The sequence below is a fragment of the Acididesulfobacillus acetoxydans genome (assembly GCF_902729405.1).
Taxonomy (GTDB): Bacteria; Bacillota; Desulfitobacteriia; order Desulfitobacteriales; family Desulfitobacteriaceae; genus Acididesulfobacillus; species Acididesulfobacillus acetoxydans.
The window spans coordinates 1,405,378-1,430,025 of record NZ_LR746496.1; the positions used below are offsets into that span (position 1 = coordinate 1,405,378).

Genomic DNA, 24,648 nt, shown 5'->3' on the forward strand with positions numbered 1-24,648 from the left:
GAAGAGGTCTAGGTCCACGTCACAGAAAGGGTGTCGTAGATACCCGGAAGGCGATTGCCGTGGCCAGAAAGGCTTTTGACCATGGCCTTTGGCCGGAGACGCATGTTACAGAACGAGCGGCAATCGCCCGCAACTGCGGGGCGGCATCGTGTGGATCAATAATTATCACGCCTACTATGTGGAAGGACCTTGGGGTGGCTACAAACAAAGCGGTTTCGGGCGGGAATTGGGAACCTTTGGCTTGGACGAATACACCCAAATCAAACAGCTGGCCATTAATTTAGAGGTCGCTCCTGTGCGCTGGTTTAAGAATTGAAGCTCTGCCACAGTCCGCCGAATGGTGAAGGAGGTGATGAGTCTCGAAGGGCAGTGATTCGGTACTCTATTGTTAATCGGTTATAGCTGTTGTAGCTGAGGAAAGAGACAATGCGACCGAGTTGGACTCCGTGTGTAAGGGGGTTGAAGGAAAATTTTATCTTTAAGAAATGTAACCAAGATATTTTGCAATGGCACTGTTGCAGTGAATGACTTTTCCTTGGATATTCAGCGGGGAGAATTTGTCGTGCTGATTGGTCCATCGGGATGTGGCAAGTCAACAACGCTGCGCATGATCAACCGTCTTGTGGAGCCTTCGTCCGGTACAATTGAGATTGACGGACAGGACTATGAAAAATATCACCCGGTTGAACTCAGACGCCGTCTGGGATATGTGATTCAGCAGGTGGGGCTCATCCCCCACTTGACCATCGGGGAGAATATCTCCTTCGTTCTCAGACTAAAAGGGGTGAAGGAAAACGGGCGTCGAGCGCGGGCGAGGGAATTACTTGAGCTGGTTGAAATGAAGCCAGACTTGTTTATGGACCGTTATCCCTCTGAATTGAGCGGTGGCCAGCAACAGCGGATTGGGGTTTTGCGCGCTCTGGCGCATGATCCAGACATTATTTTGATGGACGAACCGTTCGGTTCCCTGGATCCTATCATGCGCGAACAGTTGCAGGATGAATTAAAACGTCTGCAGCTCAATGTGCAGAAGACGATCATTTTTGTGACGCACGATATGGATGAGGCCATCCGAATGGCTGACCGAATAGTGATCATGAAGGAGGGCCGGATCGTTCAAGTGGCGAGTCCCCATGTGATTTTACAGGCTCCCTCTGACGATTTTGTCGCTAACTTTTTTGTTCGGCAGCGCTTGGCATGGCAAACGATCAAGATACCGGTGAGAGAGATCATGAGTAGGTCTATGGCGACAATTCCGCATCAAAGTAGCCTGGCACATTGTCTTGAGGAGATGCTCAGGCAGGGTAGCGACCAAATGGTCATCCTCAACGAACATGACAAGTTTGAAGGATTTATTTGCCTGGAAGATCTGAAGGGAGTATCGGAACAAGGCCTGGAGATGCCGGTAAACGTTTTTCCCAAAGTGTACAAGGAAGCGATTCCACCTGAGTTCACTTTGCTGAACGGTATACAGGCGATGATTATCCATAAAATTAACGCGATTCCGGTCACAGAAAGCGACGGTACTGTCGTAGGCAGTGTCAGCTTGAGTCGTGTAATGGAGCTTCTGAGGGGTGCGGCTGGTACAAGTGTGGTGGCCCCTGCAACCGGCGGCGGGGAAAACGGCGACCCTGCCCTAGAGAAGGAGGTGAAAGGACCCGAATGCTGATCACGGAAACAATCCGGTTCTTTGTACTTCATCATGATCAAGTTCTAAAGGCTACAGTACAACACCTGTACTTGGTAGCTATCCCGATGGTTTTGTGCATCTTAATTGCTGTGCCCCTGACTATCTTGGCCACCAGGATACAGAAGCTGTACCCTTGGCTCATTGGGTTTAGCAATGCTATGCAGACTATTCCAAGCCTTGCTCTACTTGCGTTGTTAATCGCAATTGGCAGCGGCATTGGACTTGTTCCTACCGTGGTGGCTCTTTTCCTTTACGCTTTGATGCCTATCATCAGAAACACTTTTGTCGGCATCAACGGCGTGTCACCAGAAATCAAAGACGCGGCAATGGGTATGGGTGTAACAAATTGGCAACTACTCTGGATGATCGAATTGCCGTTGGCCCTAAAGGTGATTATCGCCGGCATTCGTTCTGCCTTAGTGGGAACAATTGGATTTGCGACCCTGGGAGCATTAATAGGAGCCGGTGGACTGGGGTCGCTAATTTTGCGCGGTTTGAGCATGGCCAGCAACGACATTGTGTTAGCAGGTACCTTACCTGCCATGCTAATGGCGTTCTTGGCCGAATTCCTGATGAGTCGGCTGGAAATTTTACTGACGCCACGAGGTTTACGAACGCGGAAAGGTTGAGGCGGTTCCTGTTTTTTCGCATTACTTGGCAGTAGTGTCATTTGAAAGGGGTTGGCTAATCGTGTCGATCGGTCGTTTCCTTAAGCTAACGGGAGTTGGGTTAATTGCAGCGCTAACGCTGCTGGGGTGTGGTACATCGACCAGCAATCAGTCCGCTGCTAATGGCTCAACGGGGCCTGAACAATACCCAATCAAGGAAATTAATATTGCATCCCAAGCTCAGAGTGAGGCCATCATCGTCGACAATATGTTAAAAGAGATTATTGAAAGCAAGACGCCAATTAAGGTCAAGTTGCAAGAAACCAGTGGCGGGTCGGCACTCACCCATTCACTTATGGAAAAGAATAATATTCAAGTGTACTTTGGATATGATGGCACAGAGCTCGACAAAGTGTTTCATCTAAAGTATACCGCGGGGGAATTTGTGGGGCACCCCGATGCCGTTAGCAAGTATGTGAAGGATAATGAATTAAAAAGGTTCGGCATCTGGGTCTCGCCTTCTCTGGGCTTCCAGGATACGTATGCGATAGCGGTCAAAGAGGATGTGGCCACGAAAGACCACCTGAAAACCTTTTCGGATTGCGCTCCCTATGCAAAGAACTGGATTTTTGCTACAGATCCTGATGTCATAAGTGATGTGATGCCCGGATTTGAGAAGGCCTATCCCAATCTCAAGTTCAAAAGGGTGATCTCTATGGATTACAACCTAATGTACCAAGCTCTCGCCGATAACTCAGTTCAGGCCATTATGGCATTTTCTACGGACGGGCGCCTAACGAAGCTCAAGGAGGTGCCCTTAACCGATAATAAGAATTATTTTCCTCCGTACAACGGTATTGTTCTGATCAAGAATGACGTTGTCCAAAAAGATCACCTTGATGCGGTGCTGGCGAAATTATGGGGTTCTATCTCAACTTCTGAAATGACTCATATGAACGAACTGGTGGATGTGGAGAAGGCGGATCCGGCAAAAGTGGCGCATGACTTCCTTACCCGCAAGGGAATCATCTAAAGGAAAGGTAATCGACAGGTGCGATTTTTACCTTCTGCTCCACGGTTTACCCAAGAACTGGGAATGATCTTGAGACACGTTGAGCGAGTGCGGGATCACAGTGAATAGCTTGGTCTTTCCACGGCCCACCAGCGAGGAGTGGAAAGGCCAAGCGCTTGTTTCGAGATTAGGCTCAAAATGAAAAGGGGAACTCCGTGATGAAGTTTATCAAAGAACCTGCAAAAGAAGTGCCGGTGTTTGCTGAGGTCGACGTCCTGGTAGTTGGAGGTGGGCCTGCGGGTTTAGCCGCTGCCGTTTCGTCAGCGAGGGAAGGCGTCAGCACAATGTTAATTGAACGTTACGGTTGTTTTGGTGGTGTCATAAGTCAGGTTGGAGTCGAAGGCTTTGCTTGGTACAGGCATAAAGAAACGGTAGAAGCCGGTGGTTTAGCCTTCGAATTTGAGGATGTGGCAAGGGATCTCGGGGCAAGCACCCCAAGAAGTGAGTCGGATAGCGAAGCTCTTGATGCGGAAATGTTTAAGTACGTTGCCGACAGCGTTGTCCGGGGTGCCGGAATAAGGCCACTCCTTCACTGCTATGCCGCTGGAGTAATCGTTGAAAATGATATCATACAGGGGGTGATAACCGAGAGCAAATCCGGACGCTTAGCGATATTGGCCCGACGTGTCATAGACTGCACGGGAGACGGAGATATTGCAGCTCTTGCGGGTGTCCCGTTTACAAAGAGAGAAAAACTGGCTTGGGTGACGCCGATGTTTCACTGCAGAGGGGTGGATGGCAAAAAGTTCTTACAGTTCATAAAACAGGACCTTAAACCTACGTTCGCTGACTGGAGCGGAGAGTGGTCCGTGGAGACGGGTGGCAAAGAGAATAAGATGTTCAGTCCCTATCTCAGTAAACCGTTTAACGACGCGATTAGGGACGGAATTTTGAGGAAAACCGATGGTATTGAGTATGGAGGTTCCTACGGCACGGTTTCTCCCGAGGGTGATGTCACACAGCTGAACGTAGTATTCATCAGTGGGATTGACAGTACAAATGTCAAGCATCTGACGGACGCCGAGCTCAAAGGCAGAGAAGCTGTCCTTAACGCTATCCGAGTCCTTAAGAAATATGTGCCAGGTTTTGAGAAGGCGCGCCTGAGAAATTTTGGCATGACCGTAGGCACTAGGGAGTCCCGCCAGATCGAAGGATATTACCGGATAACCGGTGAAGATGTTTTGAACCAAGCCAGATTTGAAGATTCCATTGGAATCTTTCCAGAGTTTGTTGACGGAAATGGGGTCTTGCGCCTACCAACGACCGGACGTTACTTCCAGATTCCTTACCGGGCGATTCTTCCACAGAAGGTAGATAACCTACTTGTGGCAGGAAGGTGTATCTCCGGCGATATTTTGGCTCAGAGTGCATTTAGAAGTATGAGTTGCTGTGTCTTAACGGGTCAAGGGGCGGGCGTCGCTGCCGCGATATCACTCAAAGAAAGCGCGACCACATCAATCGTAGATATAAAGAAGGTGCAAAAAGCCTTGGAAAAGCAAGGCGTTAGGCTTTTCTGAGCTCCCAAGCGTTGGCGATTCCGGTCATCACTTCTCCGCAGCAGCAAGAAGCGGCTTTCCAATGGATCAAGTTCTTTACCGGCACGGACACGACGTCCGATTGGCCCGTAAAGACAGGTTGTATCGCAGTGCGCAAATCCGCCACGGAGTCCAAAACCTACAAGGAATTTGCGGCGAGTCATCCCCTCGCTTTGGTGCCTTTCCAGCAGGCGATGATCGCATCTCCGCAGTTCATTGACACAACGGGCGGAAAAATTATCGATGCTTTGCACAAAGTGGCAGATCAATTGGGAATAGAAAATATCACGAGGGCTACAGCCTAGGCGCAAGCGGAAAAAACCGCCCAAGCGGCAGTGGACAGTGTTTCCAAGAAATGATGGACGGACAAAGGCCATGACCTTGGTTTTTTACGATCAGAAAGAGGAGTTCGGATGAACTCCCTTTTCTATTATAGGTGTGGTTACTGATGAAAGGGGTGGGCATTCCCAACGGTATTATTCGAAAACATCTCCCAAATCGATATTCAATTCAGGAAAGAGGACTGAGCGCAAAACGTCCTTGGCGCTAAAATTCAGCGGTTCTCTCCATAGGCATCTCCGTTCAAGACAAAAACCTGAACGCTTCTGTTTCTGGGGGATGCAATCCAGTATTCTTTGACCCCGGACTGCATGTATAAATTCATCTTCACAATATAGTCCTTGGCCGTGGTGGAGGGGGATAATACTTCGACGAGCAGATCGGGAGTCCCCAGATAATTGTTTTTGGTTAACCTCTGCTTATCGCAGATGATCGGCAATCAGTTCCGCCAGATCGCTTTCCACAGTTTCTGCGGCGGAACCCACTTCATGAATGCCGGTGACATAATCATGCTTTTTGAACTCCCCTGGGCGTTCCCCGTCGGCGATATACCGGCGATCATCGTATGTTCCGCCGGTGAGTATCCTGTGAATTTCTTTCACAAGAAAGATACTCAGCGGCTCCTTGCTTATGATTCTTTCTTTTAAAAACTCATGGCAGAGTTTTTGATTTTGCTGCTCAAAGAGAGCACGGGGATTTCCCGTATAATTCAGAACCCGGCTGTTTTCAAAGATTCCTCGTGTATCTTGATAGGTAATGCTTTCGTTCTCGATTCTCCCGGAATGAAACGCAAAGAGGACCCGAAAGCTATCCAGGTATTTGTCCAAATCTGACGCGGATATGATCTTGTACCTTTTCCACAACGAAACGGCTTGGTCGTATTTTTCCACGCGTGCCCACCTTCTTTTTACTTTTTGCGAATTATACCATATATCCAAGCGAAAAGGGACGCGCTTACCATCCCGTTGCTTGGGAGACAAAAATAGTATAATATTGGGACATGGGGTGCACGGGGTGGCGAGCGTGGGTAGCCACGGAATCATCTGAGGGGTGTTTTCGGAGAGCAAGGGATTTTAAGGATATGGCTATGAAACCATACTATGAATTTGCGAAAGGTACCGCTGGGGAAGAGAAAAACACAGTGGTTCGTTTTGATAATGGCCTTATGGTTGCCATACTTGAAAGAAGGTATAAAGCAGCGTATGGATATCTCACAGGCTTTGGCCATGCTGCAAAGGTATTTTGGTTATTCTTCCTTCCGGCCGGGTCAGCAAAAAGCGCTTGAATCCCTCCTGCAAGGACGGGATACACTCGCCGTCATGCCCACCGGCGCGGGCAAGTCGCTGGCTTATCAGATACCTGCACTTATGCAGGAGGGTCTGACGCTGGTCATTTCTCCTTTGATCTCCTTGATGAAGGACCAAGTGGACGCTCTCAGCCAGATGGGCGTACCGGCTGCGTTTGTCAACAGCACCCTGTCACCGCGGGAAGTCCATGAGCGTTTCGACCGGGTGAGGCGGGGGGAATGCAGGCTGCTCTACCTGGCGCCGGAGAGATTGGAAAATGAGAGCCTGCTGGGGCTTCTGACACAAGTGAAGATCTCCTTTCTGGCGGTGGATGAGGCGCACTGCGTCTCCCAGTGGGGACATGATTTCCGGCCGAGCTATCTTCAGATCAGTCCCTTTGTGCAAGCGCTGCCCCGGCGCCCGGTCTTGGGTGCCTTTACCGCAACCGCCACAGAGGAAGTGAAGCAGGATATCGTTCGCCTCTTGGGGTTGCGGGATCCGCAGATTCTGGTAACCGGTTTTGATCGGCCCAATCTCAAATTCATGGTTCTGCGCGGTGAGAACAAGCGGGAATTTGTCTTGTCCTATGTAACCGCAAAGCGCGAGGCGCCGGGGATTATCTATGCCGCCACCCGCAAGGAAACGGATAAAATCACGGATGTTCTCCGAGTCAAGGGCCTGGCCGCGGCAAAATATCACGCCGGCCTCAGTGACGCGGAGAGAGCGGAGAGCCAGGATGATTTTCTCTTTGACCGCAAACAGATCATGGTGGCGACCAATGCTTTTGGCATGGGTATTGATAAATCCAACGTGCGCTACGTGATCCACTACAATATGCCCAAGAATATGGAGAGCTACTATCAGGAAGCGGGGCGTGCCGGACGGGATGGGGAGCCGGCTGAGTGCATTTTACTCTTTGGGCCGGAGGATGTTCAGACCCAGCGCTACTTGATTGAGCAGAACTCGGATGGCCGGCGCCAAAATCACGAACTGCAAAAACTGCAGTTTATGGTGGACTATTGCCATACCGGGCGCTGCTTGCGACGGTGGATAGTGCGCTATTTTGGGGAAGAAGACTTTCCGGAGCGCTGCGGCAACTGTAGCAACTGTGATGATCGCCGGGAAGCAGTGGACATCACCGTGGAAGCCCAAAAAATACTTTCCTGCGTCTATCGGCTGCACGGGCGTTTTGGGGTTGCGCTTGTGGCCGATGTCCTCAAAGGCGCGGCGACCAAAAAGATCCGCGAGCTGAACTTGGACAAGCTGTCGACCTATCGGCTTATGCCCAAAGCTTCGGCTCGGGAGATCAAAGATCAAATCAGTTTTCTAATCGCGGAGAACTATCTTAAGCTCACCGGCGGCCAATATCCTGTTGTGCAACTGGCTCCCAAGGCTTGGCCTGTCCTTAAAGGGCAGGAGCAGGTCTGGCAGCGGAAACTCCCTGAGCCCGACCGACTCGTAACCGGTTCAACAGATCTCTTCGAACTCCTGCGCAGATTAAGGCTGGAACTGGCCCGGCAGGAAAACGTGCCGCCCTATTTGGTTTTCGCCGACAGTACTCTCAGAGAAATGGCAGAACGAGGGCCCTTGGAGCGCGGTCAGCTGCTTCGAATCAACGGTGTGGGAGAAAAGAAACTGGCCAAGTACGGCGATGCTTTTATTCGGGAAATCCGCCGCTTCCGTGAACGGGGAGTCGGAGATGACGATTTGGGCGACAGGCTGGCCGACAGGAATTAAGGCTGACTAAGGAGGACCGGGCGGAAAATGTCAGCTGCTTGCGGCCTCGGAGATTTATGAAGAGATTTCACGGCAGGATGTCCTCTGACTGAGGAGATCTGTTTTTTTGCGTATTTTAAAGACTTATGAGTTTTTTCCCACGAGGAAGGGGTACCCGGTTATCGTCTGCAGACAGGATGTCAGGGCCAGCCGGTCTATTGGTTAGAAATTGTTCTATAATGTATAATTATGCCGGTGTGCAAGAGATACTATTTGAGCATACCGGAAAGGAGAAGTACATAGTGGAAAAAAGAGGACTGGACCATTCCGCCTATGGCGGGATTGACGGCAAGGATTATGTGCCGTTTATTCCCGCAGACAAAGCCATGCCTGAGATTACGATCGTGTCGATGGTCATGGGGATTATCTTTGCCATGCTGTTTGCAGCCGCCAATACTTACTTAGGCCTGAAAGTGGGGATGACGATTGCGGCGGGTATTCCGGCTTCGGTCTTGGCCACCGGAATCCTGAAAGGGCTGTTTAAACGCAACAATGTTTTGGAAGCCAATATGATTCAAGCCATCGCGGCCATGGGCGAAGCTTTAGCGGGCGGAATAATTTTCACCCTGCCTGCCATTATTATCTGGGGTCAGCAGCTCAAGTTGTCGACCATCGTGGTGGCTACGCTCCTGGGCGGTCTGATTGGTATCTTCTTCGTTGTGCCTTTGCGCAGATATTTGACGGTGGAAGAACACGGTAAGCTCATGTTTCCCGAAAGTATGGCGGCCGCGGAAATTCTGGCGACTGGGAGTTCAGGCGGCACAGGATTGAAGACCGTGCTGCTCGGGTTGTCGACCGGAGGTCTCTATAAGCTGCTTTCCGGTGGTCTGGCGTTTTGGCTGGAAGATCCGGAATGGACGATCAAGCCGATTCAAAGCACTATTTTCGGTGTCAACGTCTTAGCGTCTCTGGCGGGGATCGGCTTTATTATCGGGATCGAAGGCGCCCTGTACATGTTTGCCGGAGCGGTGGTGGCCTGGTTTGGCTTCATTCCTCTGATCAAATATGTGGGTACGGGGCTTACCAGTCCCTTGTTTCCGTCTACGACCTTGATTTCGCAAATGAGCGCCGGCGCCATCTGGAGCAGCTACATTCGTTATGTGGGAGCCGGGGCCGTGGCTGCGGGCGGATTTATCAGTCTTGGTAAATCCTTGCCCACGATTATCCGTCCTTCCGCTCGGCCATGGGGGGGTTCGGCTCGGCAACCACCACTAAGCGTACAGATTTAGACGTACCCATTTACTGGGTGATTGCCGCCGGGGTCTTTGTTTTTCTGCTGGCCTGGCTTTTGCCGATGGTTTCCATAGGGCCGATAGGCTCCATCCTTGTCGTTCTTTTCGCCTTCTTCTTTGCCGTGGTTTCGGCGCAGATGTGTGGAATTATCGGTGCTTCCAATAATCCGGTATCGGGGATGACGATTGCCTCGTTATTATTTATCACGGCCATTTTAAGAGCGACGGGCTTTACGGCTCAACGAGGAATGACCGCTTCCATTCTGGCGGGCGCGATCGTCTGTATTGCCATTGCGGTATCCGGGGATGCGGCTCAGGCTCTGAAGGTCACTCACATTATCGGGGGCACCCCGAAACGGGTGGAATTCAGTATGTACGCCGGGGTTATTTTTGGTTCGGTTGTTTCCGGCCTGGTCCTGTTGATGCTTAATCATACCTACGGCATGGGTTCCCAGGCAGTGCCGGCACCGCAGGCGACTTTGATGTCCATGGTTGTCAAAGGTGTGATGACGGCTCAACTCCCCTGGATCCTGGTTATCATCGGGGTCGCTTTCGGGGTGATGTGCGCATTAATGGGACTGCCGGTCTTGCCGGTGGCCTTGGGTCTCTACCTGCCGATTGACCTTAGCGCCGGCATTCTCGTCGGAGGTTTGGTCAGATTGCTGGTTGAGCGGAAGTTCCGCAAGACTCCCGAAGAGATGAAGCTCAAGGTGGAAAAAGGGGTTCTTTTGGCTTCGGGCCTGGTGGCCGGAGACGCGATTATGGGGATCGTGATTGCGATATTGGCCTCCCTGAGTATCAATATTGCCTTTGGCAGTAAGATCTTGCCGGGTCTGACCGGTAACCCCTATACGGCCATGATTCTTTACCTCCTGCTGGCTTTCTGGATGTATCGGTTTACGGTTAAGAGGGAGAAGAAAGAAAACGGTTAACGAATGATCCCTGCGCTCTGCGGCTATCTGGAGAATGGGGAGGGCGCCACTGATTCAGCAGTGGCGCCCTTTCTTTTGCGCCGGAGGCGCGGAGTGATTGCCTGTGCAATGTCGAAGAAAAAATGCTATATTGAGGAAAAGAGTAATTTTTAAGGAAGGGAGTGGTTTTGATGAGAATGGTGGATATGATTCAGAAGAAAAAACAGGGAGAAGCGTTAAGTACGGATGAAATTGCGGCGATCGTTGAAGACTATGTCAAGGACAAGATCCCGGATTATCAGATGTCCGCTTTTCTGATGGCGGTCTTCTTTAAGGGCATGAACAAAAAGGAGATTGCCGATTTGACCTTAGCTTTTGTCAATTCCGGGGACAAGAATGATCTCTCAAGCATTCACGGAATAAAAGTTGACAAGCATTCTTCGGGAGGAGTCGGAGACAAACTCAGCTTGGTGATCATTCCCCTGGTTGCTTCGACAGGGGTGCCTGTGGCCAAAATGTCCGGCCGGGGTCTGGGCCATACCGGCGGTACCATTGACAAATTGGAATCGATCGAAGGCTTTAGGACCGTACTGAGCAGGGAAGAGTTTATCGGTAACGTCAATGTCCATAAGATGGCTATCGTCGGGCAGAGCGCCAACTTAACCCCGGCGGACAAAAAAATCTATGCCCTCAGAGATGTAACGGCGACCGTCGATAGTATACCTTTGATAGCCAGCAGTATCATGAGTAAAAAGATAGCTTCGGGGGCTGACTGCATCGTCCTTGATGTCAAAGTCGGTTCAGGTGCTTTTATGAAGTCAACGGCCGAGGCCGTGGAATTGGCTGGGACCATGGTGGATATCGGGAAATCTCTGCACCGGGAGACAATCGCGGTCGTCACCGACATGAGTCAACCACTCGGACACGAAGTGGGAAATGCCAATGAGGTCAAAGAAGCTATAGAAATCCTGAAGGGAAAAGGAGCTGAGGATGAGACAACGATAGCTTTGACCCTGGCATCCCACATGACAGTGCTGGGGGGGGCTTTTAAAGATTTTGACACGGCCTACTCTGAGCTCGCTCAGAGGATCCGATCCGGGGCGGCTATTGAGAAGTTTAAGGAGTTAGTTCGCATCCAAGGAGGCGACGCGCGGGTGGTCGATAACCCAGGTCTGTTGCCGCAGAGCAAATATCATTTAGAGATCAAAGCTCGGGAGAGTGGTTATGTCTCAGCCATCGACGCGGAGAAGGTAGGGGTTGCCGCCATGCTGCTTGGGGCCGGCAGAAAGAAGAAAGACGATACGATTGACTTTGCGGCGGGGGTCAGTATGGAAAAAAAGGTCGGAGACGTGGTCAAGGCCGGGGACATTCTCTGCATTCTGCACTCGAACCTTGAGAACACGTTGCAAGCAGGCCAATTGATCAAAGATGCCTACTCTTTCAGTGACTTGAAGCCCGCACCCATTAAATATATTCACCAAGTCGTACGCTAGGACGGAAGTATGGGGGTTTCCGGAGGCGTGAACTTTGGAGATCTGACAACTTGGCAATATCGAAATTGACGAGTGCAGGAACAAAGCGGTACCGATGGAAGGGAAAATTAAGTCCGTCGAGGACAAGTTGAAAGGAACGAAGTGAAGGCTGTGAGTTTAGTTTACAGTGCGTTTGTTCCCCACCCACCGATCGTGGTTCCGGAAATCGGGCGGGGTCAAGAGGAAATCTGCGGGTCGACGCTCGAGGCCTACCGGGAAGTGGCGGCCCGGGTGGCACAGGCGAAACCGGAAACGGTCATTCTCGTTTCTCCCCACGCCCCGCTTCTGGAGGAAGGAATATCGGTCTTGGTCAACGGGGAAGTGAGAGGGAGTTTTGCCGATTTCGGCGTGCCTGACCTAAGCCTGGCTTTCCCCAACGACGGTCGCCTGGTCGAGAGCTTGAGCAGGGGATTACCCCGGGTGCTGCGCCGGCAGGGTGAGTTGGACCACGGAGCTTTGGTTCCCCTCTACTTTTTGGAACGGGCGGGCTGGAGGGGTAAGGTCGTCCTCCTGAGCATGCCTTGGCGGGAGCCGGAACGCTACGGTGCGGAGATCGGCCGCATTCTCAGGGCCGGTACTGAGAAGACGGCTCTGGTGGCCAGCGGGGATTTGTCACACCGTTTGCGCGAGGAGGGACCGTACGGTTTTGACCCGACCGGACCGCAATTTGATCAGGCAATTGTCTCCGGGCTAAAAGGTAATCCCGCTCAGATTGGGCAAATACCGGCTGAGACGGTGGAGCAAGCGGGTGAATGCGGCTACCGCAGCTTGCGTTTAGCCTTGGCAGCGCAAGAGGGAATGCGGGAAGTCCTTTCTTATGAGGGGCCGTTTGGGGTAGGATATTTGGTGGCAGAACTCTATCATTCCTCACCTCTGCCCCGCTGGGCCAGGCTTTGTTTAACGGAATATGTGAAGGGCGGCGATCCCACGGCTTTGCCTGAGCCGGAGGAGGCGGAATTTCAGCAACGCCGGGGTTGTTTTGTCACCCTGAAAAAAGACGGGGAGCTGCGGGGTTGTATAGGCACAACTCAACCTTACCGGCAAAACTTAGCGTCCGAGATACTTTACAATGCCCTGGCGGCGGGGACGGAGGATCCCCGTTTCTGGCCGGTGAAAAAAGAGGAAGTGGCAGAACTTACATTTTCGGTAGATGTCCTGGGGGAACTGGAAAAAGTGACGGGTCTGGGGCAACTTGATCCCTGGCACTATGGGATCGTGGTTAGCCGGGGTGGCCGCACGGGACTCCTTCTGCCACACTTGGAAGGTGTGGATACGGTTGAGGACCAACTCCGCATCGCCAAGCAGAAAGCGGGTATAAGCCCGGAGAGCCCCGTGGAGATGTGGCGGTTTGAAGTGGTGAGGCATTTCGAGTAGGCTGGGTCAAAGGTCCGCACGGCAGTGAAAAAAGGGGAGAGTACAATGTCAGAAGGGCTGTCCTCAGAAGGATTGTCTTCAGGGGAGTTCTCTCAAAAAGAGTTTTCGACAGGAACGGCCGTCTGCCTCTTGTGTCCGCAGCATTGTCAGCTGCGTCCGGGGCAGAGCGGGCGCTGCCGGGCCAGAGGAAATAAAGAGGGAGCGGTTGTTTCCTTCACCTACGGGGAAGTGGCCGCTATGCAGCTGGATCCTATCGAGAAGAAGCCTCTCTACCACTTTTACCCCGGGAGGGATATCTTGTCCGTGGCAGGTTATGGCTGTAATCTGAGTTGCTCCTTTTGCCAAAACTATGGGATTTCCCAGACCCGCCTGCCGGGGGATAGGGTCAGTCCGGGTGAATTGGCGGGCTTGGCCGGAAACTCTCTGGGATTGTGTTTTACTTATTCTGAGCCCGGCGTTTGGTACGAAATGATCCGGGAAACGGCTCCCCTCGTTAAGGCACAGGGCGGCAAGGTCGTTTTGGTCAGTAACGGTATCCTGACAGGGGCATACCTGGCGGATTTGATTCCTTGGATCGACGCGGCCAATATCGACATCAAAGGTTTCAACGAGGCCTTTTACCGAAGATACTGCGGCGGCAGTCTGAGCTGGGTTCTGGAAAATGTGGAGCGACTGGCTGGTCGGGTGCATCTGGAAGTGACCACCCTAATCATACCCGGCGCCAATGACGACACCGGGGAGATCCGGGCCTTGGCCCGCTGGTTGGAGGGGCTGCGGGTACCCGTGCCCTGGCACCTGAGCCGGTATTTCCCCGCTTACCGCTCGAATATTCCTCCCACAGAGCCCGAGGCTTTGCAAGCGCTTTGGCAGGTGGCCCGGGAACGTTTGCCCTATGTCTACCTGGGCAATGTTTCGGGCGGCAGTGACACGTTTTGTCCGCATTGCGGGGGAAAAGTGATTGAGCGGGAAGGTTATGTTGTCACAAATAGGCTCTGGAATGGACATTGTTCAAAGTGCGGGACGGCTGTCTTTGGGGTCGGGGTCTGACTGCGGCAATGGTAAGCGTTGTTTTTTGGTTCCTTGCCTTTCCAGCGGTAAACGCACGGTAAAAGTGCTCCCTTGACCGAGCTTGCTTTCCGCCGCGACACTGCCTTGATGAAGGGTGGCGATCTGCTTGACCAAGGCCAATCCGATGCCTGTGCCGCCGGTCTCCCTGGAACGGGACTTGTCCGCCCGGTAAAAGCGTTCGAAAATGTTGGGCAAATCCGCGTCCGGTATGCCGATGCCACAATCCCGGATTTGGACCTGAACAAAGTCTGGACTCTTTTGGAGCCGGATGGCAATCGAGCCCCCGGCTTCACTGTATTTATAAGCGTTCTGGATGAGGTTGTAAAACAGGCGGGTCAAAAGCCGGGAATCCCCGTTTAGGGTGACTTCATGCCCAGGCTCCGGTGGTTCCCATGTCACAGTGATTTCCTTCTCTTGTAGGAGAGGGGAGAGATTACGCACCACTTTGCTCAGGATAGCGTCAAGGGCGACCGGTTCGGAATTGATGGTCAGCGCTCCTATCTCGGCCACATTAAGGTCTTTGAGGTCGCTGGCCAAATCGACCAGCCTGTCGATCTCCTCATTCAAGGCGGCAAGATTCTCTGCATCCGGCGGAAGTACGCCGTCTTGAAAAGCCTCGACAAAGCTGCGCATAGAGGTAAGAGGGGTACGGAGCTCATGGGCAATATCGGCCGTCATTTGCTTGCGCAAGCGTTCCTGCCCTTTAAGGTTATCGGCCATGGCGTTAAAAGCGGTGGCCAACCTTCCGATTTCGTCATCGGTTGCGAAAGAAACGCGTTCTTCCAAATGTCCCTGACCGATGCGGTAGGCGGCTTGCGTCAGGCGCAGTAGCGGGGAGGAGACCTTCCGGCTCATCCAGTAGCTGAGCAGGACGCCGAGCAGGAGAGCGAGGCCGCCGGCTAAGAGCAGGGAGCGAAAGACCGCTGAGGTAAAAGAGCGGTCGCGAGGGTTTAGCGCAGGGGAAGCCGAAGGATAGCGGATCACGGCTGTTCCTATGGGACCGTGGGCGTCGGCAAGGTTAAACGTCTTTGTTTTCCAGGTCGGGGCGGAGTAGCCTCCCATCCCCATGCCCATTCCCATCATACCCTGGGACGTATCAGACATCATGGTGTTCATCGGATTAGCGATCGTCTCGATCAACCGGTCCCGGGGGTCAAGCAGCGTGAGTTCCCCACCCAGGGGTAATAATTGACCAAGGTTAGTGAGCTGGGTTTTATCCCAATGCCCATTTCCTTGATAGGCGGCTTCCAGGCGACCGGGCAACTCATTCAGTGTGGCTTCCGCGGTCTGAGTGAGGTAATTGGAAAACTGCTGCCTAAAGACGAGTTCCACGGCCAGAATGCTGAGGGCCAGTGTGAGGAGGACGATGGCCAGTGTGGAAAGAAAAAGTTTTTTGCGCATGGTTATTCCTCTTCTTTGGGGTTGAACTTATAGCCGACTCCGTAGACTGTGAGAATGATCTTCGGTTCTGCTGCCAGTCTTTCAATCTTCTGCCTGAGTTTTTTAATATGAGCGTCAATCACCCGATCATCCCCGGCGAAATCGCGGCCTTGGACGATTTCCACCAGCTGCTCGCGCGAATATACCCTGCCCGGGTACTTGGCTAAAGCGCCAAGAAGCTTAAATTCAGTGGGGGTGAGCAAAACCTCGGAGCCGTTAAGGTGCACCTCATGGCGTACGTTGTCAATGGTAAGGCCGTTGTCGTAGCTGACCGAATCTGCCAAAGGTTCCGTTTCGCTCGCCGTGCGCCGCAGGATGGCGCGCACACGGGCCACAACCTCGCGCGGGCTGAAGGGTTTGGTGACGTAGTCATCAGCGCCCAGTCCGAGCCCGCGAATTCGTTCTTCCTCTTCTACCTTGGCTGTCAGCATGATGACCGGTACGCTCGACAATTTGCGTATTTCCTTGCATATCTCTTCACCGGGCATTCCGGGGAGCATAAGGTCGAGCAAAACCAAATCAAAGTGATTTTCTTTAAATAAGGTTAAAGCCACTAGGCCGTTAAAAGCGGTTGTCACATGGTAGCCTTCTTGCTGCAGATAAGCTTTCAGCACCGAGGCTATTTTCTTTTCATCGTCGACCAGCAAAATATTCATTCTTCTTTTCCTCCCCAGAAAACTTCCCAAGCATTTCCGGCGGTCAGAATCCAGCCCTATCTTCTCGCGGAGATCAGTATTGCCAAGTGCCAAAACTTCGTTTAGGGGGTGCCGAAGCCTTTGGGCAGACCATGTGCCAGACAACCCTGAGGCAGCTTAGAATTAAGTTTGCCCATGTGGGCAGAAATTTCATCGGAATTCCCGCGGCGTGTTTTTCCGGTGGCTCCGTTGGATAAATTCCCAAAGACCGCAGATAATAAACAGGGATCTACCGGAAGGAGGATAAAATCGTGTTTAAACATGTCAAAGATATGGAGTATACCGTTCATGTCGATCGGCCCGATCCTCGTTTTGCCGTGCTGCTGTTGGAGCAATTCGGCGGAGGAAACGGAGAGTTGAAAGCGGCCATGCAGTATTTTTCGCAGAGCTTGGGCTGCAATGACCCCAAAATCCGGGATTTGCTGCAAGATATCGCGGCCGAGGAACTCAGCCATTTGGAGATGGTGGGAGAAGCTTTGGCTATGTTGATCGGTGGCGTGGACACAGTTCCGAGAGATTTCGCCGCCAATCATATGGCGCTTCTGGGAGGAGGCCCGCTCCTAATCAACTCCGGCGGAGAACCTTGGACCGCCAACTATGTCAACTCCAACGGAGATATTTATACGGACCTCTCTTCGAACGCGGGGGCGGAACTGCGGGCTAAACTGATCTACGAGCGCTTACTGCAGCAAACCGATGACGCGGGAGTCAAAGACATGATTCGTTTTTTGCTCAGCCGGGAAGAATCACATAATTTCTCCTTTATGCAGGCGATTAAAACTCTGAAAGGGACTGGGGTCAACAAGGATTTTCGCGATTCCGATTTCTCCAAGAAATACATGAACATGTCCACCGGGCAAGGGGACAGCCGGGGTCCCTGGAATCAGGGCAGCGGGACCTCATATGAGAGCGATCCCAATCTCCGGTACGGCGGACCGGCACAATACGGAAAAGAGCCCCCGCCGGCGGGCGCTCGCGAGGTGGCACCCGGCTACAACGATCACACCCGCAACAATCCGGGCTACAACCAGCCCCAGCCTCCGCAGCAGTAGGGAAATGCCGGCAAAGGGGATTCGGGAGCCTGAGCTGGAAACAAAGTTGTCTTAGCAATGAGCGGGAAGCAAGTTTCACTTAGGAAGTGTGAGAGTCTGCAAGTATCAGAGGCCTAAAAAGGTCAGAGATTGGTAGCGGAAACTGCACGGGAAGAAGGTTCGGTCACAATAAGACGTCTAACAATAAGACGTTTAAAGGAGGAAATACCATGGCTTGGCGGGAATCACGTTGGCTGCAGGTCGTTTGGACGATTCTGAGGGTGTATCTCGGATGGGAATGGTTATCTTCGGGGCTGTCTAAAGTCTTTGGGCCGGGTTCTGCGGCTTGGGTCGGTCCCCAGGCCGGGAGTGCGGTGAGCAAGTTCCTCAAGGCGGCCCTGGTCAAATCCACGGGGGCTCACCCGGATGTTCAACGGTGGTATGCCAGTTTTATCAACGGCGTTGCTTTGCCGAATGCGACTGCATTCAGTTACTTGGTCGCTTGGGGAGAACTCCTAATCGGGATTGCCCTGATTATCGGCTTCCTAACAACAATAGCCCTATTGCTGGCTGTCTTTCTCAACCTCAATTACCTGCTGGCCGGCACGGTCAGCACGAATCCAATGGATTTGCTGTGGGCAGCACTCCTCTTGTGGGCAGGCTCCGCCGCTTATTACTGGGGTGTAGATAGGATATTCATTCCCCGCTGGAAAAAGTTCAGGTTAAATAAAGCGTGATGACGTCGGAGATTTCATTTTCATGCTCTGTCGTCAACACTTTGGCGGCAAGGGGATCAGCGCCTGACCAGTGTCGTTGAAGCTTGGCAGCCGGCGCGGCAGTGGAGCCGAGTACAGCGGTCTAGCGGTCACGATCGCGGGCGGGAGGCTGGGAAGGTGTTTTAAGCTTGAGTTTATGAGTGGCATCAGTGTGACCGGCCAAGTTGGGCCGGCGGGCGACCGGCGCCTGTAGCCCGCGCTGCGTCTGAGGATGTTCGTGGTCATGAGGATGTCCGTGATCGTGGGGATGTGCGTGATCGTTGGGGTGTTCGTGATCATGAGGATGATCGTGAGGATGATCGTGATCATGAGGATGTGCGTGATCGTGGGGATGTTCGTGGTCATGGGAATGTTCATGCTCCAAACCCAAAAGATGGGCTAACAAATGGTCTTTGTCCGCCAGGTCGTCAAGCCAGCCGTCGTTGGCGTCTTCTTTGCAATCCAAAGCATGGATATAGGGTTTGATGTCCAACAAGGGAGTGCCGTTGAAAACATCGATGCCGCTGATGACGATTTCATTGCCGCTGATTTCTTTTACCTCCACTATGCTTAAGCCGATGGGGTTAGGGCGGTGGGGTGAACGGCTGGCGAAGAGACCGACTTCGACTCCGGGTGCCCAGGGAGGATCCGCTGTTAAGTTCGGTTTTGCGGCTTTATCCATGTAAAAAAGCACGTAGATGTGGGTGTAGGATTCTAAACGTTCCAGGGCCGGCACATATTCCTCATCCAAAGAAAGCCAGAATTCCCCGGAGGCGTTTTTGTTAGGCTGAGGGGGCGCGTTTAAAGAGAAATACGGGGTATGAATGGTGCCGATAGGGTGAAGTTCAAATCCCATGTCATTTTCCTCCTTGTAAGGTGCCTGTGTGTATTGCGCTCTGACCGGATGTTGACCTTGTCTCCGGTCAAGGTACGGTTTCGCACGCGGTTTCTTCTGCAAAGGCTAGCAGCGCTTTACCGGTAGGTTAACGCTCCTTTATCAGTATGTTAACCCTATTTGTGTCATTCCGCAAGCGAAGTAAATCATGCTATTGTCCATTTGCTGAACGTATGGATGAGCGAGCGCATAGCGGGCGAATGGAACATCCCGTAGAGGACGGGGGCCTGTTGCGCAGGTCATTCTAAAGCGATTTGGATGATTTCGCCAAACCAGGGCAGGCGAGGGTTATGGCTCTTGCCGGAACATGCGCGCATAAAAATCTCATAGGTTGGAATTGGAGGGCAAACGGTAGAATCGGCTCGTTCAACTGCCTTGCTCTTTCCCTCTCCTATCATATAATAGAAGCAAGAGAAAGGAGGGCTTTCCATGGAAACCTATAGAGTGAAAGTCGGTACGACCGGAGAGGTTGCTTTGCCGTTGGAACTGCAGGACGTGCTTGGCTTAGTTCCAAACGATACCTTGGAACTGAGGGTTGATACCCAGGGAGTCCTCCTGGTGCGGGCGGAAGGCCACTCAGTGGGCCCGTTGGTGGACTTTTTTGAAGATCTGATTTTGCAGGATTTGCGTTGTGACGGGTGTGCGGGTGACGTGTTGAAAAACCGGATTCTAGAACAGAAGATCCAGCTGAGTCACAGCATGGATCGCCTGGCTCAAGAAGGGCACCGCGCCCAAAGGCACAGGCAAACAGTGCCTTGGCGGGAATCCCCGGAATTGCGGCGATTCGCAGTGGCGGAGGAGGAGAACGGCGCCTATCAGGTGATGATGACGGCCAGAGTCGAGCGGGAGATGCGGGGACTTTCGGCGCAAACATTGAAAGCGGTCGCCGCCGTGCTCGAAAGTTTGGAATGGGACCCGACCGTGTTCAAACGCCTGAGAGGACCTTATTATGAGACATACCGGGTAGCTTTTCCGGACCGGGGACGGGATGATTATCGGGTGATTTATACCGTCTTCGGGGGAGAGAATTTGGTGACCGTGCTGAATATCGGGAAACGGTCCAAACTGTATGAACAATTGAAAACCCTGGCCCGAATGGCGCAGCATTAAAGCAGACGGCGAGACTCCGGCTCCCTAAACCGGAATAGGTGTCACGTCAGGTGTCGGGTGTGAATGTTTTGTCGACCGAACGCAGCGGCACGGGTTCCCGGGTAGCTTCTTGTTCAAAGCCGGCTGTTCTTCTCGATGGCCACAAGGGTATCGTGCCAAAGGTATCGTGTCAACGGTGGTATAGCGTCACAGTAGGGAGGCCCTATCGAAAGGGCTTCCTTTTCTTACGCACTGGAAGAGAGATGCACACATCTTATTTTGCCAAGAATAGTGAGAGCATAGCATAATCCGCAGGAGGTGTGCAGATGGCTATAGAAGCCATTGAGAAGAGTAGGAGGCCCTGAGATCCGGGCGGCTATACAAACATCTGGCTATGCTGCCAAGCCCATGCTATAATGCCTATGGCGACAGAAGCAGGCGGTGACGGGGGGCAAGGACAGTGCACAGGACTTTCAAGGGGGTTTTGGCGGATAGTCGGATTGTTCCCGCAGTGAAACATTTGCAGGATTTAGCGGAAGTCCTCAAGATCCCCTGGGTATCCGTGATCTTTCTTCTCGGCGGGGAAATCGGCGGCCTGGATGAGGCTTTGCGCATGTCGCGGAAGCATCCCGAGAAATTTATTTTTGTTCATCTGGATTTGCTGGAGGGTATCGGCAAGGACGCGGCAGGGATTCGTTTTCTCAAACACTTGGGATTGCAAGGTGTGGTCTCGGTAAAGTGGCAGCTGCTGAAGTATGCCAAAGAACAGCACATGCTTACCGTGCAGCGGCTGTTTCTGGTGGATTCGGAAGCCATACACACCGGATTGCGGGTGATAAGCAAAGTCACCCCGGATGCCCTCGAAGTCCTTCCTGCCACAGTGCCGAAATTTGCGATTGAACAATTTCGCCAGGCGACTGACCTCAGTATCCTCGGAGGCGGGCTCTTGCGGGATGAGGCGGATGTCCGTCTGGCTCTCTTAAATGGGCTCACGGCCGTGACGGCCAGTCGCCGGGATATTTGGAACCTGCATTTGACGTAAAAGCTAATGAGGCGTAAAATAACATTGACCAGAAAAAGTGCTGTGGACTCAGTAGATAAGCAGGGTCATGCCGACCCGGTAAAGTTGGGTGCCGGAAAAGTCAAGACGGATAAAATTTGATGAAAGCTTGGCTGAGAGAGCGGGAGAAGCCACCGGAGAAAGCGTCTGAGGGACGGTTTCTGCGGTGGCTATTTGTTTGGTAAGGGCGGGGAAGAAGACATGGTGCGTTATTCGGCGCAAGTGGTTATCATCGGCGGGGGGGCGACAGGTGTCGGTATATTGCGGGACCTGAGCCTGAGAGGCATATCTTCCATCCTGGTGGAGCAGGGGGACTTGGCGCACGGTACCAGTTCACGGTTCCACGGCCTTTTGCACAGCGGGGCCCGTTATGCGGTCAAAGATCCGGTTTCGGCGGCCGAATGCATTCGGGAAAATAACATCCTCAAGCAGATCGCACCCGAATGTGTGGCAGCTACGGGAGGATGGTTTGTCCAATTACCGGGGGATGAGGTTGACTACGCACAAGCCTGGCTCAAGGGGTGTGAGAGAACGGGGATTCCGGTGCACGAAGTTCCCCTGGAGGAAGCCCTGAAAAGGGAACCTCTGTTGGCGAAAGAAGCCCTGCGCGTGTTTGAAGTGCCGGACGCCGCGGTGGACGGCTTTAAACTGGTCTGGGAGAACGCGAAGTCCGCCCGCCGCTGCGGAGGACGCTATCTGACTTACCACAGGGTGGAGGCGATTCTGCGCGAAGGGGAGGGAGTGGCCGGAGTTCGGGGAGAAAATCTTCTCACAGGGGAAAGTTTCACGGTTGAGGCCGGAATGGTTGTGAATGCGACCGGAGCCTGGGCCGATCGGCTGGCGGCTTCGGCGGGCGCTTCCTTGGAAGTAGTGCGCGATAAGGGAATACTTCTGGCTTTCAACCACAGACTCTTTCAGCGCGTGATCAACCGTCTGCGCCCTCCCGGAGACGGGGATATTTTCGTACCTCACGAAACCATAACGATTCTTGGGACCACATCTGAGTGGGTTGATACTCCTTCGGATAATCAACCCAGCGACCGGGAGGTGGAGCGAATGATGACTCTGGGTAAGGCACTCCTCCCGGGAATCGCCGAGAAAAGGGTGATCCGCGCTTTTGCCGGAGTCAGGCCGCTGCACCGGAGCGACAGCGAATGGGCGGAGGGGTCTGAAGGGGGAAGGGTGGAAGAAGGAAGGGGGCGTGCGGTCAGCCGGACTTTTGCCTTGATCGACCATGAAGCGGAGGAAGGAATCAAGGGATTTCTCAGTATCGTTGGCGGAAAATTTACGACCTATCGTTTGATGGCGGAAAAAGCCTCCGATTGGGTGGCGGCCAAGCTCGCGAACGACGTCCCCTGCCGTACGGCAGCCGAACCTCTGCAGCCCGAACTTCCGGCCCACTTGAGGCGGCGGGCCAGGGCCCTTCTGCCCTGTGCGGCCGCGGAAAAGACGCTGCAAAGACTGGGGCGGGACGCGGCAGCGGTCTTGGAGACTATCGCCCGCGATCCGGATAAGGGTCAGCTTCTTTGTGAATGCGAAATGGTGACAGTGGCCGAGGTTGAAAAGACCGTGGCCGATGAGGATGCACACCATCTGGCGGACGTGCGGCGCAAGACCCGGTTAGGGATGGGGACTTGCCAAGGGGCATTCTGTACCTACCGGGCCCTCCCTCTCATGTGGCGCGAAGGAGAAAAATACGATCCGTTGAGCGGGGAGTTGATTCGTTTTCTAAACCAGCGTTGGAAGGGTATTCGTCCGGTCCTCTGGGGTGACCAATTGCGCGAGACGGAGTTGACTCGGGCGATTTATGCGGGGCTTTTAGATTTACGGGAAGGTGGGGCAGCCGGGTAGAGTCTAATCCACCCGGTCAAATGTTTGGAGACCGGGACGGGTTTTGGTTCAGACGGGACTTATTGTTACATCTTGATTTCGCGCGGTCGGCAAGGGTCAGGGAATTTGGAGAGAATTTAGGAATTCGGGGTAAACCGGACGGAGGGGCACTATGTGGGATGGATTGGTCATCGGCGGCGGACTGGCAGGGCTCATCGCCGGAATCAGGGCGCTCGAACGGGGGAAAAAAATCCTGATTGTCTCGGAAGGGGTGGGAAGCCTGGCTTTCGCGGGGGGAGTCCTGGATTTCGGCCGAGTGCGGGAACTGCGGCGGCTGGAAAAACACCCCTACGCTTATGTCGGCGAAATGGCGGAGAGGGCTTTTTCTTATTTCTTGCAACTCAACCCGGCCTATACCGGGACCTGGGGGCGGCGGGGGAGCGTTTTAACCCCTCTGGGTACGCTGCGGGAAACGGAACTTCTGCCGCGGCGGTTGGATGCATCTCCCCTCTTTAAAGCGAACAAGATCGTCGTGGCCGTACCGGGAGGGCTGAAGGACTTTTTTCCGGAAATCGTAAAAGCCAATCTTCAAAAAGAGTTTCCGTCCGGCAATGTTAGGCTGAAGAAGCTGTCGGTTGAGGAGTTTGCGGATTGGCGAGCCGCCGGTAAATCCATTCCCGGCACGGTTTACGCCGAATTTTGGGGTACCGAAAGAGGGAACACAGCCTTAAAACGCCATATCTGCGAGATTGCCGGGGAGGCGGACTCGGAAGCCATCGTTTTTCCGGGCTTACCGGCGATCGGCTGCCCCGAGGTGGATGAGGTTTTAGCCGGGATATCCCTTCCCGTTGTCGGCATGACCTCCTTTCCCCCTTCGGCAATCGGACTGGCACTTTATGAAAGTCTGACGCGAAGGGTAAAAGCCCTGGGGGGAGAGCTGCTGATCGGGGTGGGTGTGGAGCGGGTTGAAGTTGAATCCGCACGGGCCCGGCGGGCGATTGTCCGAAGTAAGGGCAAAGAAACGGCTCTGACGGCCGAAACGTTCGTTTTGGCCACAGGAGGTTTCCTGGGGCGGGGACTGGTCGCCACCCCGGATGATGTCAGAGAAACGGTTTTCGGCTTACCGCTCCACGTCCCTCCGCTCCGGGGAGGGAAAGATTTCTTGGGTGAGCAGCCCTATGCCCGAGCGGGTATCGAAGTTGACCGACACCTTCGCCCCTGTGATCCGGCGACCGGAGAGGTCTTGTTGGAGAATGTCTTCGCGGCCGGCCGTATTCTGGCCCACTGGGATCCGTGGCTTGAACATTGCGGCGGCGGGGTTTCCCTGTCCTCCGGTCTCCTGGCGGGGGAACTCCTGTAGCCGGAACGGCTGCCGCTTCCGCGGCGGCACTCTTTGGGCCCGCGATTTACACAACTAATGCGGTCGAAGG

General features: G+C 53.3%; 21 protein-coding genes and 1 pseudogene. 17 read left to right on the forward strand and 5 right to left on the reverse strand.

Annotation, left to right across the window (positions count from 1 at the left end; genetic code table 11):
- The first annotated feature begins 88 nt into the window (after positions 1-88).
- From MNU25_RS06200 to MNU25_RS06225, 6 genes are all read left to right on the forward strand, one after another.
- Positions 89-316, forward strand: a complete 228-nt coding sequence (locus MNU25_RS06200) for an aldehyde dehydrogenase family protein (protein WP_261487620.1) — start codon at positions 89-91, stop codon at positions 314-316.
- Positions 317-562: 246 nt separating this feature from the next.
- Complete coding sequence (locus MNU25_RS06205) at positions 563-1,669, forward strand: betaine/proline/choline family ABC transporter ATP-binding protein (protein WP_240984276.1); 1,107 nt, start codon at positions 563-565, stop codon at positions 1,667-1,669.
- A complete protein-coding gene (locus tag MNU25_RS06210) occupies positions 1,663-2,319 on the forward strand; it encodes an ABC transporter permease (RefSeq protein WP_240984277.1) in 657 nt (218 codons plus the stop codon). The genes MNU25_RS06205 and MNU25_RS06210 overlap by 7 nt, the downstream gene beginning before the upstream one ends.
- Before the next feature lie 61 nt (positions 2,320-2,380).
- A complete protein-coding gene (locus tag MNU25_RS06215; protein WP_240984278.1) occupies positions 2,381-3,331 on the forward strand; it encodes an ABC transporter substrate-binding protein in 951 nt (316 codons plus the stop codon).
- A gap of 197 nt (positions 3,332-3,528) precedes the next feature.
- Positions 3,529-4,887 (forward strand): FAD-dependent oxidoreductase, encoded by a 1,359-nt coding sequence (locus MNU25_RS06220; RefSeq protein WP_240984279.1) that lies wholly within the window; start codon positions 3,529-3,531, stop codon positions 4,885-4,887.
- An 11-nt stretch (positions 4,888-4,898) separates the two neighbouring features.
- A complete protein-coding gene (locus MNU25_RS06225) occupies positions 4,899-5,210 on the forward strand; it encodes a type 2 periplasmic-binding domain-containing protein (RefSeq protein WP_240984280.1) in 312 nt (103 codons plus the stop codon).
- Positions 5,211-5,458: 248 nt separating this feature from the next.
- On the opposite strand, the gene MNU25_RS06230 is transcribed toward MNU25_RS06225, so the two are convergent.
- On the reverse strand, positions 5,459-5,683 hold the full coding sequence (locus MNU25_RS06230) for a Uma2 family endonuclease (protein ID WP_240984281.1): 225 nt from the start codon (positions 5,681-5,683) through the stop codon (positions 5,459-5,461).
- Positions 5,664-6,134 carry a Fic family protein gene (locus MNU25_RS06235; RefSeq protein WP_240984282.1) on the reverse strand — a complete coding sequence of 157 codons (471 nt, stop codon included), beginning with the start codon at positions 6,132-6,134 and terminating at the stop codon, positions 5,664-5,666. The genes MNU25_RS06230 and MNU25_RS06235 overlap by 20 nt, the downstream gene beginning before the upstream one ends.
- Positions 6,135-6,446: 312 nt before the next feature.
- Here MNU25_RS06235 and recQ point away from each other — a divergent pair, with 312 nt between their 5' ends.
- From recQ to amrS, 5 genes and pseudogenes are all read left to right on the forward strand, one after another.
- Entirely contained in the window at positions 6,447-8,267 is a 1,821-nt protein-coding gene (recQ, locus tag MNU25_RS06240; protein ID WP_240984283.1) for a DNA helicase RecQ, read from the forward strand.
- A 218-nt stretch (positions 8,268-8,485) separates the two neighbouring features.
- A pseudogene (locus MNU25_RS06245) lies at positions 8,486-10,470 on the forward strand (OPT family oligopeptide transporter).
- 170 nt (positions 10,471-10,640) lie between these two features.
- On the forward strand, positions 10,641-11,942 hold the full coding sequence (locus MNU25_RS06250; RefSeq protein WP_240984284.1) for a pyrimidine-nucleoside phosphorylase: 1,302 nt from the start codon (positions 10,641-10,643) through the stop codon (positions 11,940-11,942).
- Positions 11,943-12,092: 150 nt separating this feature from the next.
- Positions 12,093-13,355 carry an AmmeMemoRadiSam system protein A gene (gene amrA / locus MNU25_RS06255; RefSeq protein WP_240984285.1) on the forward strand — a complete coding sequence of 421 codons (1,263 nt, stop codon included), beginning with the start codon at positions 12,093-12,095 and terminating at the stop codon, positions 13,353-13,355.
- 45 nt (positions 13,356-13,400) lie between these two features.
- Positions 13,401-14,402: an AmmeMemoRadiSam system radical SAM enzyme gene (gene amrS, locus MNU25_RS06260; protein ID WP_240984286.1), complete on the forward strand. Its 1,002-nt coding sequence runs from the start codon at positions 13,401-13,403 to the stop codon at positions 14,400-14,402.
- Here amrS and MNU25_RS06265 read toward each other — a convergent pair.
- Together MNU25_RS06265 and MNU25_RS06270 are read right to left on the reverse strand one after the other, a co-directional pair.
- On the reverse strand, positions 14,364-15,824 hold the full coding sequence (locus MNU25_RS06265; RefSeq protein ID WP_240984287.1) for a sensor histidine kinase: 1,461 nt from the start codon (positions 15,822-15,824) through the stop codon (positions 14,364-14,366). The two genes, amrS and MNU25_RS06265, sit on opposite strands and share 39 nt — an antisense overlap.
- A gap of 2 nt (positions 15,825-15,826) precedes the next feature.
- Positions 15,827-16,519, reverse strand: coding sequence for a response regulator transcription factor (locus MNU25_RS06270; RefSeq protein ID WP_240984288.1), 693 nt, complete (start codon positions 16,517-16,519; stop codon positions 15,827-15,829).
- A gap of 290 nt (positions 16,520-16,809) precedes the next feature.
- Between MNU25_RS06270 and MNU25_RS06275 the strand changes: the two genes are divergently transcribed.
- Positions 16,810-17,610: a manganese catalase family protein gene (locus tag MNU25_RS06275; protein ID WP_240984289.1), complete on the forward strand. Its 801-nt coding sequence runs from the start codon at positions 16,810-16,812 to the stop codon at positions 17,608-17,610.
- 209 nt (positions 17,611-17,819) lie between these two features.
- Positions 17,820-18,326, forward strand: coding sequence for a DoxX family protein (locus MNU25_RS06280; RefSeq protein WP_240984290.1), 507 nt, complete (start codon positions 17,820-17,822; stop codon positions 18,324-18,326).
- A 121-nt stretch (positions 18,327-18,447) separates the two neighbouring features.
- Here MNU25_RS06280 and tsaA read toward each other — a convergent pair whose 3' ends face one another.
- Positions 18,448-19,200 carry a tRNA (N6-threonylcarbamoyladenosine(37)-N6)-methyltransferase TrmO gene (gene tsaA, locus MNU25_RS06285; protein WP_306425093.1) on the reverse strand — a complete coding sequence of 251 codons (753 nt, stop codon included), beginning with the start codon at positions 19,198-19,200 and terminating at the stop codon, positions 18,448-18,450.
- A gap of 468 nt (positions 19,201-19,668) precedes the next feature.
- On the opposite strand from tsaA, the gene MNU25_RS06290 reads away from it, so the two are divergent.
- The 4 genes from MNU25_RS06290 (at position 19,669) to glpB (ending at position 24,578) form a co-directional block, all read left to right on the forward strand.
- Positions 19,669-20,349, forward strand: coding sequence for a type II toxin-antitoxin system RelE/ParE family toxin (locus MNU25_RS06290; RefSeq protein WP_240984291.1), 681 nt, complete (start codon positions 19,669-19,671; stop codon positions 20,347-20,349).
- 439 nt (positions 20,350-20,788) lie between these two features.
- Positions 20,789-21,370, forward strand: coding sequence for a glycerol-3-phosphate responsive antiterminator (locus MNU25_RS06295; protein ID WP_240984292.1), 582 nt, complete (start codon positions 20,789-20,791; stop codon positions 21,368-21,370).
- A gap of 219 nt (positions 21,371-21,589) precedes the next feature.
- Positions 21,590-23,239: an anaerobic glycerol-3-phosphate dehydrogenase subunit GlpA gene (gene glpA, locus MNU25_RS06300; RefSeq protein ID WP_240984293.1), complete on the forward strand. Its 1,650-nt coding sequence runs from the start codon at positions 21,590-21,592 to the stop codon at positions 23,237-23,239.
- A gap of 151 nt (positions 23,240-23,390) precedes the next feature.
- Positions 23,391-24,578, forward strand: coding sequence for an anaerobic glycerol-3-phosphate dehydrogenase subunit GlpB (glpB, locus tag MNU25_RS06305; RefSeq protein ID WP_240984294.1), 1,188 nt, complete (start codon positions 23,391-23,393; stop codon positions 24,576-24,578).
- Positions 24,579-24,648: the final 70 nt, after the last annotated feature.

Bases quoted from the DNA above. Each gene is read 5' to 3' on its own strand.
- glpB (WP_240984294.1), top strand. From the start codon at position 23,391: ATGTGGGATGGATTGGTCATCGGCGGCGGACTGGCAGGGCTCATCGCC.
- MNU25_RS06280 (WP_240984290.1), top strand. From the start codon at position 17,820: ATGGCTTGGCGGGAATCACGTTGGCTGCAGGTCGTTTGGACGATTCTG.
- MNU25_RS06250 (WP_240984284.1), top strand. From the start codon at position 10,641: ATGAGAATGGTGGATATGATTCAGAAGAAAAAACAGGGAGAAGCGTTA.
- MNU25_RS06265 (WP_240984287.1), bottom strand. From the start codon at position 15,824: ATGCGCAAAAAACTTTTTCTTTCCACACTGGCCATCGTCCTCCTCACA.
- MNU25_RS06290 (WP_240984291.1), top strand. From the start codon at position 19,669: ATGGAAACCTATAGAGTGAAAGTCGGTACGACCGGAGAGGTTGCTTTG.
- glpA (WP_240984293.1), top strand. From the start codon at position 21,590: ATGGTGCGTTATTCGGCGCAAGTGGTTATCATCGGCGGGGGGGCGACA.
- MNU25_RS06220 (WP_240984279.1), top strand. From the start codon at position 3,529: ATGAAGTTTATCAAAGAACCTGCAAAAGAAGTGCCGGTGTTTGCTGAG.
- MNU25_RS06270 (WP_240984288.1), bottom strand. From the start codon at position 16,519: ATGAATATTTTGCTGGTCGACGATGAAAAGAAAATAGCCTCGGTGCTG.
- MNU25_RS06210 (WP_240984277.1), top strand. From the start codon at position 1,663: ATGCTGATCACGGAAACAATCCGGTTCTTTGTACTTCATCATGATCAA.
- amrS (WP_240984286.1), top strand. From the start codon at position 13,401: ATGTCAGAAGGGCTGTCCTCAGAAGGATTGTCTTCAGGGGAGTTCTCT.
- tsaA (WP_306425093.1), bottom strand. From the start codon at position 19,200: ATGGGATTTGAACTTCACCCTATCGGCACCATTCATACCCCGTATTTC.
- recQ (WP_240984283.1), top strand. From the start codon at position 6,447: ATGGATATCTCACAGGCTTTGGCCATGCTGCAAAGGTATTTTGGTTAT.